General features: G+C 66.6%; 13 protein-coding genes and 1 pseudogene. 7 read left to right on the forward strand and 7 right to left on the reverse strand.

All coding sequences use genetic code 11. The features are described 5' to 3' along the window. The first annotated feature begins 13 nt into the window (after positions 1 to 13). From ACSFBF_RS18825 to ACSFBF_RS18840, 4 genes are read left to right on the forward strand one after another with little or no spacing between them, the layout of a single operon-like run. Positions 14 to 727: a nucleotidyltransferase family protein gene (locus tag ACSFBF_RS18825; RefSeq protein ID WP_435469544.1), complete on the forward strand. Its 714-nt coding sequence runs from the start codon at positions 14 to 16 to the stop codon at positions 725 to 727. Beyond that, positions 724 to 2,127, forward strand: coding sequence for an aminopeptidase P N-terminal domain-containing protein (locus tag ACSFBF_RS18830; protein WP_435469546.1), 1,404 nt, complete (start codon positions 724 to 726; stop codon positions 2,125 to 2,127). The genes ACSFBF_RS18825 and ACSFBF_RS18830 overlap by 4 nt, the downstream gene beginning before the upstream one ends. A gap of 6 nt (positions 2,128 to 2,133) precedes the next feature. Continuing rightward, a complete protein-coding gene (locus tag ACSFBF_RS18835; RefSeq protein WP_435469548.1) occupies positions 2,134 to 2,541 on the forward strand; it encodes a hypothetical protein in 408 nt (135 codons plus the stop codon). Continuing rightward, positions 2,541 to 3,017 (forward strand): hypothetical protein, encoded by a 477-nt coding sequence (locus ACSFBF_RS18840; RefSeq protein WP_435469550.1) that lies wholly within the window; start codon positions 2,541 to 2,543, stop codon positions 3,015 to 3,017. Before ACSFBF_RS18835 ends, ACSFBF_RS18840 begins: the two co-directional genes overlap by 1 nt. 300 nt (positions 3,018 to 3,317) lie before the next feature. On the opposite strand, the pseudogene ACSFBF_RS18845 reads toward ACSFBF_RS18840, so the two are convergent. Together ACSFBF_RS18845 and ACSFBF_RS18850 are read right to left on the reverse strand one after the other, a co-directional pair. After that, positions 3,318 to 4,199: pseudogene (locus tag ACSFBF_RS18845) on the reverse strand (LysR family transcriptional regulator); the annotation flags it as partial. A gap of 44 nt (positions 4,200 to 4,243) precedes the next feature. Further along, a complete protein-coding gene (locus tag ACSFBF_RS18850; protein WP_435469552.1) occupies positions 4,244 to 6,241 on the reverse strand; it encodes an acid phosphatase in 1,998 nt (665 codons plus the stop codon). A gap of 170 nt (positions 6,242 to 6,411) precedes the next feature. Here ACSFBF_RS18850 and ACSFBF_RS18855 point away from each other — a divergent pair, with 170 nt between their 5' ends. After that, positions 6,412 to 7,059, forward strand: a complete 648-nt coding sequence (locus ACSFBF_RS18855; RefSeq protein WP_435469554.1) for a response regulator transcription factor — start codon at positions 6,412 to 6,414, stop codon at positions 7,057 to 7,059. Between the two features lie 196 nt (positions 7,060 to 7,255). Continuing rightward, positions 7,256 to 8,260 (forward strand): hypothetical protein, encoded by a 1,005-nt coding sequence (locus ACSFBF_RS18860; RefSeq protein WP_435469556.1) that lies wholly within the window; start codon positions 7,256 to 7,258, stop codon positions 8,258 to 8,260. Here ACSFBF_RS18860 and ACSFBF_RS18865 read toward each other — a convergent pair whose 3' ends face one another. After that, on the reverse strand, positions 8,261 to 10,015 hold the full coding sequence (locus tag ACSFBF_RS18865) for an ATP-binding response regulator (protein WP_435469558.1): 1,755 nt from the start codon (positions 10,013 to 10,015) through the stop codon (positions 8,261 to 8,263). A 252-nt stretch (positions 10,016 to 10,267) separates the two neighbouring features. Here ACSFBF_RS18865 and ACSFBF_RS18870 point away from each other — a divergent pair, with 252 nt between their 5' ends. Further along, positions 10,268 to 11,335 carry an aldo/keto reductase gene (locus ACSFBF_RS18870; protein ID WP_435469560.1) on the forward strand — a complete coding sequence of 356 codons (1,068 nt, stop codon included), beginning with the start codon at positions 10,268 to 10,270 and terminating at the stop codon, positions 11,333 to 11,335. A gap of 30 nt (positions 11,336 to 11,365) precedes the next feature. On the opposite strand, the gene ACSFBF_RS18875 is transcribed toward ACSFBF_RS18870, so the two are convergent. The 4 genes from ACSFBF_RS18875 to ACSFBF_RS18890 all read right to left on the reverse strand — a co-directional run bounded on the left by ACSFBF_RS18875 (position 11,366) and on the right by ACSFBF_RS18890 (position 15,211). Beyond that, complete coding sequence (locus ACSFBF_RS18875; RefSeq protein ID WP_435469562.1) at positions 11,366 to 11,740, reverse strand: DUF3325 domain-containing protein; 375 nt, start codon at positions 11,738 to 11,740, stop codon at positions 11,366 to 11,368. Then, complete coding sequence (locus tag ACSFBF_RS18880) at positions 11,737 to 13,407, reverse strand: PepSY-associated TM helix domain-containing protein (protein ID WP_435469564.1); 1,671 nt, start codon at positions 13,405 to 13,407, stop codon at positions 11,737 to 11,739. The genes ACSFBF_RS18875 and ACSFBF_RS18880 overlap by 4 nt, the downstream gene beginning before the upstream one ends. Further along, entirely contained in the window at positions 13,404 to 13,712 is a 309-nt protein-coding gene (locus ACSFBF_RS18885) for an iron transporter (protein WP_435469566.1), read from the reverse strand. Before ACSFBF_RS18885 ends, ACSFBF_RS18880 begins: the two co-directional genes overlap by 4 nt. 146 nt (positions 13,713 to 13,858) lie before the next feature. Then, positions 13,859 to 15,211, reverse strand: a complete 1,353-nt coding sequence (locus ACSFBF_RS18890) for an esterase-like activity of phytase family protein (protein WP_435469567.1) — start codon at positions 15,209 to 15,211, stop codon at positions 13,859 to 13,861. Positions 15,212 to 15,264 lie beyond the last annotated feature (53 nt).

The raw sequence follows: 15,264 nt of genomic DNA on the forward strand, positions 1-15,264 counted from the left end.
CGCGATACGGGCCATGATCCTGGCCGCAGGGCGCGGCGAGCGCATGCGGCCATTGACCGACACCTGCCCCAAGCCCCTGCTGGAGGTGCACGGCAAACCTCTGATGCAGTGGCCGATGGAGGCGCTGGCCGCTGGCGGCTTCACCGAACTGGTCGTCAACACCGACTGGCTCGGTGCACAGATTTCTGACCGTTTCGGCCCAGCTCCCTTGCTGGACGGGCATGTTGCGCTATCGATTTCATACTCCGACGAAGGCCGCGACTTCGGCGGCGCACTCGAAACGGCCGGCGGCATCGTGCGTGCGCTGCCCCTGCTCGGCGACGTGTTCTGGGTCGCGGCCGGCGACGTGTTCGCGCCGGAATTCACCTTCTCGCAGGCCTCGGTCGACCGCTTCATCGCCAGCGGCAAGCTCGCGCACCTGTGGCTGGTGCCGAATCCGGCGCACAACACGAAGGGCGATTTCGGCCTCTCGGCGGACGGCCTCGCGCTCAACACCGCGCCCGAGAAGTTCACCTTCTCGACCATCGGCCTCTACCGCGCCGCGCTCTTCGCAACGCCGTACTGCGACATCCCGCCCGGCAACCCGGCCGGCCGCAAAGCCCCATTGGCGCCGATCCTGCGCGCCGCGATGGACAATGAACTCGTGAGCGCCGAGCTCTACACCGGCCCCTGGACCGATGTGGGCACCCCCGAACGACTCGCCCAACTGAACACCACGCCAAGATGACTTCAGCAGCAGCCTCCACGACGACGATCTACGCCGAGCGCCGTGCGCGCCTCGCCTCGCAACTGGGCAAGGACGGCATCGCGATCATCCCGACCGCGCCCGAGCGTCCGCGCAATCGCGATACCGACTTCCTGTATCGCCACGACAGCTACTTCTATTACCTGACCGGTTTCACCGAGCCCAACGCCTGGCTGGTGCTGGCGGGCGACGGCCGTGCCACGCTGTTCTGCGCGCCGAAAGACCTGGAGCGCGAGATCTGGGACGGCTACCGCCTCGGCCCCGACGCGGCGCCCGCGGCGCTCGGCGTCGACGAGGCGTTCTCGGTCACCGACCTCGATGCGAAACTGCCCAAGCTGCTCGAAAACCGCTCGACCGTGTGGTTCCCGTTCGCCATCCACAAGGGCCTGGAGACCCGCATCGACGGTTGGCTGCAGTCGGTGCGCGCCCGCGTGCGCTACGGCGCGCTGTGCCCCGAGGAGCAGCGCGACCTGTGCGGCCCGCTCGACGAGATGCGCCTGATCAAGGACGCGCACGAGCAGGACATCATGCGCCGCGCCGCGCAGATCAGCGCCCGCGCGCACGTCCGCGCCATGCAGCTCTCGGCCCGCATGCTGCGTGAGGGCAAGGATGCACGCGAGTACCACCTCGACGCCGAGCTGCTGCACGAGTTCCGCCTCGGCGGCTCGCAGTACCCGGCCTACTACTCCATCGTCGCGGCCGGCGCCAATGCCTGCGTGCTGCACTACCGCGCTGACGCGGCGCCAGTGCAAAAGGGCGAGCTGGTGCTGATCGATGCGGGCTGCGAGCTCGACGGCTACGCGAGCGACATCACGCGCACCTTTCCGGGCGACGGCAAGTTCAGCGGCCCGCAGCGCGCGCTGTACGACTTGGTGCTGGCCAGCCAGGACGCCGCGGCCGCCGCCACCAAGGCCGGCAACCGCTTCACCGACCCGCACGACGCGGCGGTGAAGGTGCTGGCGCAGGGCATGCTCGACTTCGGCCTGCTCGACGCCAACAAGGTCGGCAACGTGCAGGACGTGATCGACTCGCGCGCCTACTTTCAGTTCTACATGCACCGCACCGGCCACTGGCTCGGCATGGACGTGCACGACTGCGGCAGCTACGTCGAGCCCACCCAGGTCGGCGAAGTGAGCGAGCGCAAAGATCCGCTGTCGAACGAAGTCATCAAGAACCGGCCCAGCCGCATCCTGCATCCCGGGATGGTGCTGACGCTGGAACCCGGCATCTACGTGCGGCCCGCCGACGGCGTGCCGGAGCAGTTCCACAACATCGGCATCCGCATCGAGGACGACGCGATCGTCACGGCCACCGGCTGCGAACTCATTTCGCGCGGCGTGCCCGTGAAGGCGGACGAGATCGAGGCGCTGATGCGTGGCTGATTGCCCGTGCCCGATTCGGGCGTTACCGACAACAAGAAAATAGGAGAAGACGTGGCGAGGGTATTCGGAAGATTTGCGATTGCATCGATACCGACACTGGTTCTGCTGGCTGGGTGTTCAATCTCTTCGGAAACACTTCGCAAGATGCCAGCCCGCGAGATAAAGGAGATTGAGGCCAGTAAATCAAAAGTGGCCGCATGCTTGGCTGGCAAACTGAAAGCGACCTCTTATGAGGTTGCGACGAGTGAAGATTCAGTCGCCCTTCGGGCTGGCGCTATCACCATGCGAGTTTTTGACTTGGAGGAGTCAACGCACGGAACATTGGTCACCATGTATGTGGGATCTGCGTTCCACGTTGCACAGAGCAAGAACCTGCTCGACGAATGCCAGATTCAATTGGAGGGAAGCAAGTAGTGGCTCCAATTCGCAGCATCGCATCGCGCTGGTTCTGGGTATGGATTTCGTTCGTCTTGATCATGCTGTCCGGATGTGCCGTAGATCTCACGACGTCCAGCAAAAAAGTCCCTCCAGATATGCGCAGGATCTATGTGCAAACGGTACAGGGCGATGGCTACAACGTGGACCGCATCATTGCGGAACAGTTGAAGTCGATGGGGTACACCGCCGTAGTGGGGGCTACAGCCAAGCCCAGCGAACCGATGGATGTGGTCCTCACCTACGATGACCGATGGGCTTGGGACATGTCCATGTATTTGCTCAAACTCACTATCAAAGCTCGCGATGCCAATTCTGGAAAACTGATCGCGGTAGGAGAAATTCGTCGCACTTCGCTGGCAAGAAGATCTCCGGATGAGATGGCCGACGAGTTGTTGAAAGAACTGTTCACAAAGATAGACAAGAAATCTGGGTCTGAGCCTGCTGGCAAGTAATGAGTCAGGGCGGAATTGACACAGCAAAGCGGTGCCGCACCCAGAGGCATCTTCACTGCTCAACTCCATCGCTAACTCACCCCCTTGGCCCTGGGTGGATAGCCGCGTCGGTGCTTGCGCTTCACCGACCAGACCTCGCCCGCTTGAGGGTCATCCGCATCGAGGACGACGCGATCGTCACGGCCACCGGGTGTGAGCTCATTTCGCGCGGCGTGCCTGTGAAGGCGGACGAGATCGAGGCGCTGATGCGGGCCTGACGGCCCGCTGCGACACCGGCGGCGGCGCATGCCGCGCCTGCAGGAAGTCGATGAACACCCGCAGCTTGCGCGGCATCTGCGCGCGGCTCGGGTAGTAGAGGTAGAAGCCCGGGAAGGTCGGCCACCAGGGCTCCAGCAGCGGCACCAGCTTGCCGCTTGCAAAGTCTTCGCGCACCGCGCCCTCGAAAGACGTTGCAATGCCTGCGCCCGAGCGTGCGGCAGCCAGCAGCAGGTCGCTGTCGTTGCTTGTCAGCGGGCCGGCGAGTTCGACGTCCAGCACGCGCCCGTCCTGCGCGTACTCCCAGCGATAGATGCCGCCCGTGGTCAGGCGGTAGTTCAGGCACTGGTGCTCGCGCAGGTCTTCGGGTGTGTGCGGCAGCTTGCGTCCCTTCAGGTAGCTGGGAGCCGCGTAGGTCACCATGCGCACCGGCCCGCCCACCGGCACCGCCACCACGTCCTGCGCCAGGCTTTCGCCCAGGCGGATGCCGGCGTCGAAGCCGCCTTCCACGAGATCGACCATGCGGTTGTCGCATACGAACTCGAGCGTGATGTCCGGGTAGGCGGCGGCGAACGCGCCGAAGTGCGGAAAGAAGAGCAGCTCGGCCGCCACGCGCGAGACGTTCAGGCGCAGCAGGCCGGCCGGCTTGTCGCGCGCCTCGTCGATGCCTTCGACCGCCTGCGCGAGCGCGGCCAGCGCGGGCTGCGCGCCTTCGAGAAACTGCTGGCCCAGCTCCGTCACGCCGACGCGGCGCGTGGTGCGGTCGAGCAGCCGCACGCCGAGCTTTTGTTCGAGCGTGCGCATGGTCTGCGAGAGGGCCGAGGGCGACACGCCCAGCTCCTGCGCGGCGCGCGTGAAGCTGGCGTGGTGCGCCACGCGGGCAAAGGCGGCGATGGCGGGCAGGAGCTCGGGGGACATGGCGGCCATTATGAAGACGGGCTTCACAAAGATGCCATGGCAGCCCCGCTAGTTCATGCGTCGAAGCGCACGACGAGCTGCGTTCCCGTATAGGTCGGCGTGACCTTGAAGCCCGGCGCGTTGATGGCCGAGAAGCGGCCAGTCAGGGCACCGCTGCTGATGACCGTGAGCGTGTCGCCCGCGCTGGGCACAAAACCTGGCTTGAAGCTCAGGGTCAGCGTTCCGTCCAGTGCGGCCACGCCGGCCACGCTCAGGCGACCAGCACCGTTGCCGCCGAGATTCAGCTGCAGCGTCGTGCCTGCCACCTGCGTGTAGGCGCCCACCATCGTGACCGTCGAAGGCGCATTGCAGACCAGCGTGCCGCCACCGACGTAGACATTGCCCTTGCCGAAGGCCGCGGCAGCATCCGCCTGCAGCGTGCCTTCCGCAAGCTGCGTGCCGCCTGCGTAGCTGTTGCTGCCGCCGAGCGCGAGCGTGCCGCTGCCCTTCTTGGTGAGCTTGCCGGCACCGGAGATGTTGTTGCGCCAGCTGTCCAGCGCATTGAAGCCGCCAAGGCTGGCGTCCATGGTCACGACCACGTCGCCGTTGAAGACGCCGTAGCCGTCGGCCGCGTCGAACAGGTTGAGGCGGCCCCAGCCTTCGGGGTCGTCCATCACCGGGTAGCCCGACGGCACTGCCGTGGTCTTGAGCACCACGCGGCGCTGGGTGGCGTCGAGGTAGGGCAGGCGCGTTTCGAGCAGCACTTCGGCGCCCTTGGGCACCACGGCGGGCTTGGTCGCATCAGCCACCTGCTTGAAGCCGAAGGTCAGGCGGCGCAGGTAGTCGGCCTTGCTCGCGGCATGGTCGGCGAAGCGGTCGGCCGTGGTGCCTTGCGAATGCGCAAAGTTGTTGAAGGCAGCGGCATCGCTCGCGCCCACCGCGGCCATCAGCACCGACTGCGCCTGCGCGTAGGCCGCGCTCTTGCGCGAGACATTGCCGCCGGTGGCCAGGCTCGCAGCCGCCACGGCCTGCCCCTGAATGCGCCCGCCGACCACGTCCAGCGGCGAATGCATGCCCGCGAGGATGCGGTTCTCGCCGAGTTCGAGGCCGCGCGCCACCATCTCCTGGAATCGCTGCGGCACCACGTAGCCGAAGGCGATGGCCTTGCGCACGGCCTCGGCCGTGTGGCCGCTCACGAAGCCGCCGTCGGTGGCGGGCGTGCTGCTCTTGGCGGGCTCCAGCGCGGGCACGACCTTCACGCTGCTGCTCCAGCGCCACGGGCGCGCGTACTTGTAGAAGCGCTTGGCCGGTTCGGTGGAGCCGTTCTCGCCGATGTTGTTGAGCAGGTCCACCACGGTGCCGAAGGTGGGGTTGGCGGCGCCGGGCACGCCGATGTCGCTGCCGCCGTCGTTGTAGAGCACGGTGGTGGCGTCGGCTGCAATGCCGGTGATGGTGGTGCTCTGCTGTGTGGCGGTGCGCCAAGCGCTGGTGAGCGGGCCCATGCCGTCGCTGATGCTGTAGCCCTTGCCGCGGCGGTCGTCCAGGTAGGCGGCCAGCTCCTGTGCGCTGGTGCGCGCGTTGGTGACGTCGACGACGAATTGGATATTGCTGTTCAGCACCCCGCTGTTGAGGATCTTGCCGTCCGTGGCGTCGCCCGGAATGCCGCTCCATGTGGATGCAACGACTGCCGGAAAGCTGCCCTGCGCGGGGGCCGGCGCGCCTGCATCGACCAGCAGGGTGCTGGGCTGCCAGAAGTCGAGGAAACCGGCCACCACGCGCACGCCGGCATTGGTTTCCTTGGTCGCATAGCGCGCATCGCCGCGCTGGTTGGTCGCGACGTTGTCGACGAAGGGCGGGACGGCGACCGTATCCGGCACGGGCGCGGTGTCGGTGAAGCCCAGGTCCTTCGGCGGGCCAGCCACGACAACGGCAGGCGGATTCGTGGTGGCCGGTGGCGTGCCGGTGATGGGGAACGAGGCGCCGCCGTCGCCGCCTCCTCCGCATGCCGAAAGGCAGAGTGCCGCGACAAGAGTGATGGCGAAGGGGCGGCTGAAAGACGAGAGGGACGACATGGTGGAGTGGATGAAAAGATTGAAAACCCGCACGGACCGGACGGTTGTCCGATGCAGCCCGCGCAATCTATCCACGCAACAAGTCGTTTTTATTAATAATCATCTGGCCGATGGCACAGATAGAGTCCGGAGCCAGTTAACAAGTACCCGCCCGGGTCATTTCCCAGCCCATGCCCACCATCCTGCTGATCGACGATCACGCCATGTTCCGCGAGGGCCTGGCACTGGCCTTGCGCCAGGAAGATCCCACCCTTGTGATTGAGACGGCCGGCAACGGCACCGAAGCGCTGGCGCTGCTTGCGCAGATGCCCTCGGTGCCGGATGCAGTGATGACTGACTTCTACCTGCCCGACGTGGCGGGCGCCGCGCTCCTGGGCCAGTTGCGCCGGCGCCGGGCCGGCCTGCGCATCCTCGTGCTGTCGGCATCCGAAGATCCGCAGGACGCCGAGACCGCGCTGGCCGAAGGCGCGCACGGCTTCGTGCACAAGTCGGCCGACAGCAGGCAGCTGATGGATGCCCTGCGCCGCGTCATGCAGGGGCAAAGCGGTGTGGTGTGGGCATCGCCACTCGGTCCGGCATCGATGCCGATCCTGGCGGGCACCGTCGATCCGCTGACCCGCCTGTCCGGGCGCCAGACCGAGGTGCTGCACTTGCTGTGCGAGGGCCTGCGCAACGCCGACATCGCGCAACGGCTGAGCACCACCGAGCGAACCGTGAAGGCACACATCTCGGCCATCTTCGCCGGGCTCGACGTGAACAGCCGCACCCAGGCCGTGATCGTGGCCCGCCGTGCCGGGCTCCTGGGCCGGCCTCGCTAGTTTGTGTGATGGCGCCTGCCATTGGCCTTTGGTCCAATGCGCCGCACACGAGCCCGACCTAGCATCGAGGCCGATCGCTCCGCCACCACACACCGAGAGTTCTACATACATGCTTGATATTCCGCAAACCAGATTCGACGAGCTCGGAAAGAGCCTCTCCGAGTACTACGAGAAAGAAATGTCGGCAGGTGTGCGCATGCTCCTTGACCGGATGCGCACCAAGGACTGGGGCGTGGTGAGCGCGGCCGTCGTCCAGAAGACCGACCTGGTCGAGCGGACCTGGGATGCCTTCCGCGCCAAGTCGAACGACAGCTTCAGCGTGCCGTTCAAGAAGAAGCTCACCATGCTGCTGGGCGAGTACTGCGGCAACACCGCCGACATGCAGAAGCTGGTGCTCAAGGGCGTTGCCGCCGTGGCCAAGGCGGGGCTGGGCGCCATTCCGGTGCCCGGCGCCAAGTACCTCAAGCAGGTAGTGACTGGCACCATCAAGCTCGGGGGCCTGATCGTCGGCGAGGCCGAAGGCGGCCTCGACCGCTACCTGCACGGCAAGAGCATCCGTGAGGCCGACGGCGTGATCGCAAAGCGCGGCAACGAAGACACCGCAGCGCTCTTTCGCGACGACCGCGATGCGATGGCCGCCGCGGAAGCGGCCATGACGCAGTACAAGCACATCACCAACCTGATCAATTCCATGCCGGACCAGATCACCGGCCTGAACGATGCCGTGCTCTATCCGGGCGTGGCGGCCAAGGTGCGCATGGCCGCGTCCGACCTGCGCCAGCAGCTCATCAAGATCAACGCCTACGTGGAAGGCATGCAGGTGCGTGCCGAGCGCGTTGCCGAGCTGATGCACAAGGACACCGACCAGATCTCGGAACGCATGGTCGATATCGCCAAGGACGTGGTGTTCAATGCGTATCACACGGCCCGCGCGGATGCCCGACAGGTGTTGACAGGCATGAACCCCAAGGGCAAGCCGTACCAGCCCGGCAGCAAGCCGGTGCTCAAGCCGCCGTCGGCGAACGAGGGCGGCGCCACGCAGCTGGCCAACCTGGTCGCCTATGCGCTGGCGCTGGGCAACTACGACGCCTTCGAAATTTCGGCGCCCACGCTGGTGTCTTCTTCCAATCCCGCCGTGCCTGTCGGCGGGCAGCCGCAGCGCATCCCGCCACCGGTGCCACCGCGGCCCTGGGTCCGCTGATCAGGCCAGCAGCTGCGCCATTGCCGCGCGCAGCAGCGCCGGGTCCACCGGCTTGTGCAGCAGGGGCCATCCGCGCGCGGCCACCTCGATCAGGCGCTGCGGATCGGTGTCGCCGCTGACCAGCAACGCGGGAATGGCGTCGTCGTTGTATTCCTCGTGCAGGCGGTCGATGGCCTCGATGCCGGTCTCGTGCTCGCGCAGGCGGTAGTCGCTGACGATGAGACTCGGCTTGCCGGGCATCACGGCGGTCAGCTCGAGCATTTCGGCCACGCCGGCAGCGGCGACCACGCGATGCCCCCAGCCTTGCAGCAGCAACTGCAGACCGTGGCGGCTGGGCGCGTCGTCCTCGATCACGAGGATGAGTGCGGACTCCGACTCTGTTTGCGGGAGCGCCTGCGAAGCCGTGTCCTGGGTTGCGCCATGCAGGGGGGCGCCGACTTTCGCCGTCGGCACCGTCAACGCAAAGACGGTGCCCCGCCCGACACGCGATCGCATCGCGAGCGGATGCCTCAGCAATGCAGCCGTGCGACGCACGATGGCCAGCCCCAGGCCCAGTCCCTTGGCACGGTCGCGCTCGGGGTTGCCCAGTTGATGGAACTCCCAGAACACGCGTTCATGCTCCTCGGACGGGATGCCGGGGCCGGTGTCCCACACCTCGATGCGAAGGGCGTTCCCCGCACGCCTGCAACCGACGAGCACGCCGCCGTGCTTCGTGTGGCGGATGGCGTTGTCCACCAGGTTGCGCAAGATGCGGTCGAGCAGCGCCGGGTCAGACAGCACCGCGGCATCGGAAGGCCGCATACGCAGCGCCAGAGAACGGGCCGCGGCCTGCGGCGCAAACTCCAACGCGATCTGTTCTAGCAGCCCGGCCAGCGCAACGGGCTGCACCCGCGCCCGCACCACACCGGCATCCAGTCGCGAGAGGTTGAGCAGGCCTTCGAACAGCGCGCCCATGGCCTGCGTCGCACGCGAGATGTTGTCCACCAGATGTCGGCTGAGCGAAGGCAACGCCTGCTCGCGCAGCACGCCGACGAACAGGCTCAAGGCATGCACCGGCTGGCGCAGGTCGTGGCTGGCGGCGGCCAGGAAGCGCGACTTGGCAAGGTCGCTGCGCTCGGCAGCTTCCTTCTCCAGTTTCAGCTGCTTCAAAAGGTCGAGGTTCTCGAACCCCAGCCGCAGGGAGTCGACCTGCGTGCGGTGCATGCGGTGCGCGAAGGCCAGGGTCACGAAGAGATAGAGCACGCCGGCAAGCGCCATCACCTCCAGCAGCGGCTCCTGAAGAAAGGCCATCGAGATCATCGACGGCAGGAAGTACGGCACCTGGAAGCCGTAGAGCAACGGAAGGTCGATGCAGTAGGCATAGATGGCGCCCGTTCCCATGGTCAGCAATGCGATGACCAGGAACATCTGATGGGCCATGGGCACGCTCAGCATCCACCAGGCAATGGGCAGGCCCCACAGCAGGCCGCCGAGCACCGTGCCTGCCAGCGTGTAGCGGCGCCATCGATGCAGACCCGCGCCATCTTTCGCGAGGCGGTAGCGCCATGCGCCCGCGCCGCGAGCAGCCGTCAGCACAGCGTTGGCCGCGGCCCAGGCAGCCAGTTGCGCATGCGGCACGACGCTGTGCAGGGCTGCGATGACCAGCGCCACGGTCAGCATGACGCCGAGCAGGGCAAAGGGCAGGTTGCGCCGCAGTGCGGCCATGCGGGAGGCGAACACCGGATCGTCGGAGGGCGCGGGCGGCGAAGTGCTCATCGGATGGTCAAGGCCAAGGCGTGAAAACGGCCAGCCGCATGAGGTCGACTGGCCGCAGCAACAAGGAGATTCGGATGCTGATGCAAGCCATCGAGCCCGTCATCGGACTTTAGTCCAATGCGCCGCCAGGTCCTGCGTCTTGAAGCGGGGCTTCATAAAGCTTGAAGGTGGCACGGCTTTGTTCCATGGCGTCCGGCAGGTAACTTTGTCGCCAGGCCAACGCTGCCATCTCACCTCGAAAGGACATTCGCCATGAAGCTCGACAACTACCTCACCCTCGGCCGCTCCGGCCTGCGCGTCAGCCCCGTGTCGCTGGGCACGATGACCTTCGGCCAGGAATGGGGCTGGGGCGCGGACGCGGGCGAATCGCGCCGCATGTTCGATGCGTACGTGGACCGCGGCGGCAACTTCATCGACACCGCCAACTTCTATACCAACGGCAGTTCTGAACGGCTGCTGGGCCAGTTCATCGCCGACAGGCGCGAGTCGGTGGTCGTGGCCACCAAGTACTCGCTCAACATGCAGCCGGGCAACCCGAACGCGGGCGGCAATCACCGCCGCAACATGGTCCGCTCGGTGGAGGCCAGCCTGAAGCGCCTGGGCACCGACTACATCGACCTGCTGTACCTGCACATCTGGGACAACCTCACACCCTTCGACGAAGTGATGCGCGCCTTCGACGACCTCGTGCGCTCGGGCAAGGTGCTGTACGCGGGCATCTCCGACACGCCGGCCTGGCAGGTCGCGCGCATGCAGACGCTGGCCGAGCTGCGCGGCTGGGCGCCGCTGGTGGCGCTGCAGATCGAATACAGCCTGATCGAACGCACCGTGGAGCGCGAGCTGCTGCCGATGGCGCACGAACTCGGGCTGGGCGTGATGGCGTGGTCGCCGCTGGGCAGCGGTGTGCTGTCGGGCAAATACACGCGCGCTGACCTGGACTATCGCAAGGACCCCGATTCGGGCGTGACGGGTTCGCGCAAGGACGTGGCGGCCGGCAACGGCGCGCTGACCGCCCGCTCGCTCGACATCGCCGGCGTGGTTGCGCAGGTCGCGAAGGAACAGGGCCGCTCGCCCGCGCAGATTGCGCTGGCGTGGCTGCTGCACCGCAGTGCGCCGACGGTGATGCCGATCATCGGCGCTCGCACCTTCGCGCAGTTCGAGGACAACCTCGGCGCGCTCGATGTGGAGCTCGACGGCTCCGCTCTGCAGCGCCTCGATGCAGCAAGCGCCGTCACGATGGGCTTCCCGCACGACTTCATGGCGCTGCCGATGACGCAGGGCGTGCTGTCAGGCGGCAGCTCGGTGCGGCGGCCGGCATGAAGAGCGCGACGAGCAGGCAGGCGCCGCGCGTCATGTCGTGATCGACGCGGCGGGCAGCAGGTAGAACAGCAAGCTGCACAGCGTGACCGCCGCGGCCGCAAATGCGATCCAGTGAAAGCGGCGTGGCGCATAGCTGAGCAGCCCCACCGTGAAGAGCGCGGCCGCCGTGAGCGCACCCAGCCAGAGCACCCAGCCGATCGTGCTGCCCGCCGCCCGCAGGCTCGCGACCAGCGACAGGCACAGCAGCGCGACGCCACCCAGTTGCAGCCAGCGCCGCCACGGGCCCGGCGTGCTGCCGCGGCCGAAGACGTCTTCGCTGTGGCGGTCCATGGCGAGGCTCAGCGCGCAGAAGCCCGCAAGCGATGCGGCGAATACGAGGCCGAGGAGCAGCGAGTCGGTCGTCATGAGCCCTGGCCCGAAGTGGCGAGCGCCGATGGCGGTGATGGTGGCGTCTTCGCTGCCGCCTGCTTCGCGATCGACTTGCGCCGCTTGCGCTCCACGATCCATGCCGCGCCCACGAGCCCCAGGCCCAGCGCGATCACGACCAGGTCGAAGCCCGCCACCGAGGTCGGGCCAGTGCGCAGGCTCACGGTCAGCGGCGCGGGACCGGTGAACGCATTGAGCACCGGCAACCCCGCGAACAGCAGTGCGCCCAGTGCGAGCTGCGCCTGCCACATGCGCAATGTGGGCCGCAACAGGCCCAGCACGGCGGTCGCGCCCCAGACGATGAAGAACCAGTGGATCTCCGCTTCGCCACGCTCGGCCACGTCGACCGGCAGCAGGCGATTGGCCCAGAAGAAGGCAGCCATCGCGACGGGCAGGCCGGCGATGGCGCCGAGATTCAGTCCGTCGACCAGCCGCAGCCCGAAGCTGACGCGCTCGCCCTGCTTGAGCGTCTTCGCGAACTTCTGCCGTTCCTTCACGGCCCACATCAGAAGCCCCGTCGCGACCATCAGGCAGCCCGCGAGCCCCGAGAGGAAGAACAGCGCGCGCAGCAGCGGATCGCCGAAGCGGCCAATGTGCAGGCCGTAGAGCACGCCGCGCGTCTCGGCCGCCGGCTTGGGCACGTCGCCGAACGCGCCGATCAATGCGCCGGTCGCGCCGTTGAACTGCATCGACGGCTGGTCGTACGACAGCTGCGGCCCCTCGGCGCGCGTGAGCGAGACCACCGCGTTGGCGTCGTTGGGCTGATGCACCGTGACGCGGCCCACCGCCGCGCCGCCCCAGTGCGCGGAGGCCTGCGCCATCATCGGCGCGATGGGCGCGAGCGGCACCCTGTTACCCGAGGCCTTGAACTGGTCGCGACCACCGCCGGGGAATGCCTCGGCGAAAAAGGCCTGCTCGCCGCCGCGGTCCTTGTAGGCCACCTGCGGACCCCAGGGCATGTACATGAACATCAGCGTAACCAGGCCCGTGTACGTGATCATCAGGTGATAGGGCAGTGCGAGCACCGCTGTCACGTTGTGCGCGTCGAGCCATGAGCGCTGGCCCTTCTTCGGGCGGAAGGTGAAGAAGTCCTTGAAGATGCGCTTGTGCGTGACGATGCCGCTGAAGATCGCCACCAGCATGAACATCGCGCAGAAGCCGACGATCCAGCGTGCCCACAGCGCGGGCATGTAGTGCAGGTCGAAGTGCAGGCGGTAGAAGAACTCGCCGCCGCGCGTAACGCGCGGTGCGCTGATGGCTACGCCGGTGGCGGGGTCGAGCGAGGCGCGGTCGAAGCGGCGGCGGGGTTTCTCGCCGGGCTTTGCTGCAGTAGCAGCAGCGGCTGGTGCGGGCGGCGCGAGGTACAGCACGTCGGTCGACGGCTGGCGCTCGTTAGGCAGGTTGATGAACCAGCGCGGGCTGTCCGCGCCGCGCTGCTGCAGGTAGGCCACGGCGCTCTCGGCAGCCTTGACCGGCGGCACGACGTTCTGCGCGACCGCGTGCAGCTCCGGCTTCATCCAGAACGTGATCTCGTCCTTGAAATACGAAGCCGTGCCCGCCGCGAACACCATGAACAGCACCCAGCCGACCAGCAGGCCAGACCAGGTGTGCAGCCATGCCATCGACTGGCGGAAGCCTTCCTTCATGCGGCGTCTCCGGTGGTGCGCATGAGCAGCAGCAACAGCAGAGCCAGCGGCGCCGCGACGATGATGAGGCCGGACCAAGCCCACAGCGCGGTGCGCGCGGCAAAGACCCACATCACTGCGAAGGCGAAGATGGCGAAGGAAGCGAGAGTGCCGGTCATCGCGGCTTCGCTGCGTGGCATGCCGAAGGCGGCTGGCAGGCAGAGCGCGAGTACGGCGGCGGACAGGGCGGCGACGCCGTAGCCGCCCGCGATGGCTGCTACTGCGCGAGAGGCCACGCCGAGGCGATATCGAACGCCGACGGTCACGGCGCGCGCCGGACGGCGGGCGGGGTCGTTCGGAGATTCATGAAGAGGGAAAAGGACTGGCGAAGATGAGAATGATACTCATCTGGCGAGAACTTTTCCCTACCACCCAGCCTGCGAGCCGGGGCTTTCGCCCCGGCCATGGCAACTTACTTCGCCTGCAGCAACGCCCCGACTTCCAGCAACACCAGCTCGTTGTCATCCGCCTTGTTCGGCTCGCGGCTGCTCGAGAAGGGCAGGTTGTTGTCGTTGCCGACCACGATGTGCGTGGCGTCGACCACGTCGACGTTCTCGATCGTGAAGAACGGGAACTTGAGCACGCCGTCGTTCAACGGCTTGCGCGCGAGCTTGTCGGGGTCGGCGATGTTCAGCAGGTCGATGTAGCCGATCTTGCGCACCGGGCCGCCCACGTTCGCATCGCTCAGCTCGACCTTGTAGACGCGCTTGAACTTGGCGATGTCGTGGAAGCAGTCGGTGCGTTTCTGGCCTTCGGGGCAGGCCTTGTCGCTCGTGCCTTCGCCGTTGTCGCGCTCGATGATGAGGCCCGTGGTGCCGTCGATCATGTTGAAGTCGCCGATGGCGTTGCCATTGGCTTCGAGCACGTATTTCCAGTGGCGGCCGGTCCACTTCTCGGTGGCCACGTCGAACTCCAGCACGCGCAGCGCTTCCTTGCCTTCGACCTTTTCGTAGTCCTTGGCCTCGGCATTCCACACCGGGCCTTCGAGCAGCGCATAGAGCTTGCTGCCGTCCTTCGACGAGGCCATGCCTTCGAAACCCTTGGAGCGCTTGATCTGGAAGTCGACCGCGCCACCCGGTGCGCCCGGCGTGGTGACGGCCGGATGATCGGGCGAGCGCACGGCCTTGCCGTCGACCTGCGTGTCGAACACCGCGAGCACCTTGCCTTTCAGGTCGGCCTTGATGAGGAAGGGGCCGAATTCTTCGCCGATCCACAGCGCGCCGCCGGCGAACTGGAAGCTCTCGGGGTCGAAGTCCGAGCCCGTCAGGTAGCGCTGCTTGGTGCCTTCGTGGACGATGCGGAAGGGCACCTTCTTGTCGGGGTCGTGCAGGAAGATGGTGTTGATGCGATTGAGCTTGCCGCCCTTGAAGTCCACCTTGTAGTGGTTCAGGTAGAGCATGAAGTCGGGCGAGTTGGCCTTGGCGCCCGCACCGTTGTCGGTGAGGATCCAGAAGCTGCCGTCGTCCATCTTCTTGATGCCAGAGTGGCCCTGCAGGGGCTGGCCCTTGAAGGGCACCGACACGCCGGTGCCGCGGCCGGCCGAAAGACCTTCGACCGTGCCGACCACTTCGACGCGCTTGCCGGTCGTGAACTTGCCGCTGACCTGCAGGTCGGCAGGCGCATCTTTGGGCGCGGCCACAAAGCTTTGCGCGGGCAGCACGGCGTGGCCGGAGAGCGTGGCGGGGAAAGCGGTCTGTGCGGCCGCGGCGCCGCATGCGAGCGCAGCGGCGAGGGCGACGAAGGACAGGGAAGCAAGACGCGTCATGAGCAGGAAAGTGTTCAAGTTAAAGACACGCGACCATGCCGAGAAGGCATGAC

The sequence above is a fragment of the Variovorax nivicola genome, assembly GCF_051216475.1.
In the GTDB taxonomy this organism is placed as follows: domain Bacteria; phylum Pseudomonadota; class Gammaproteobacteria; order Burkholderiales; family Burkholderiaceae_C; genus Variovorax.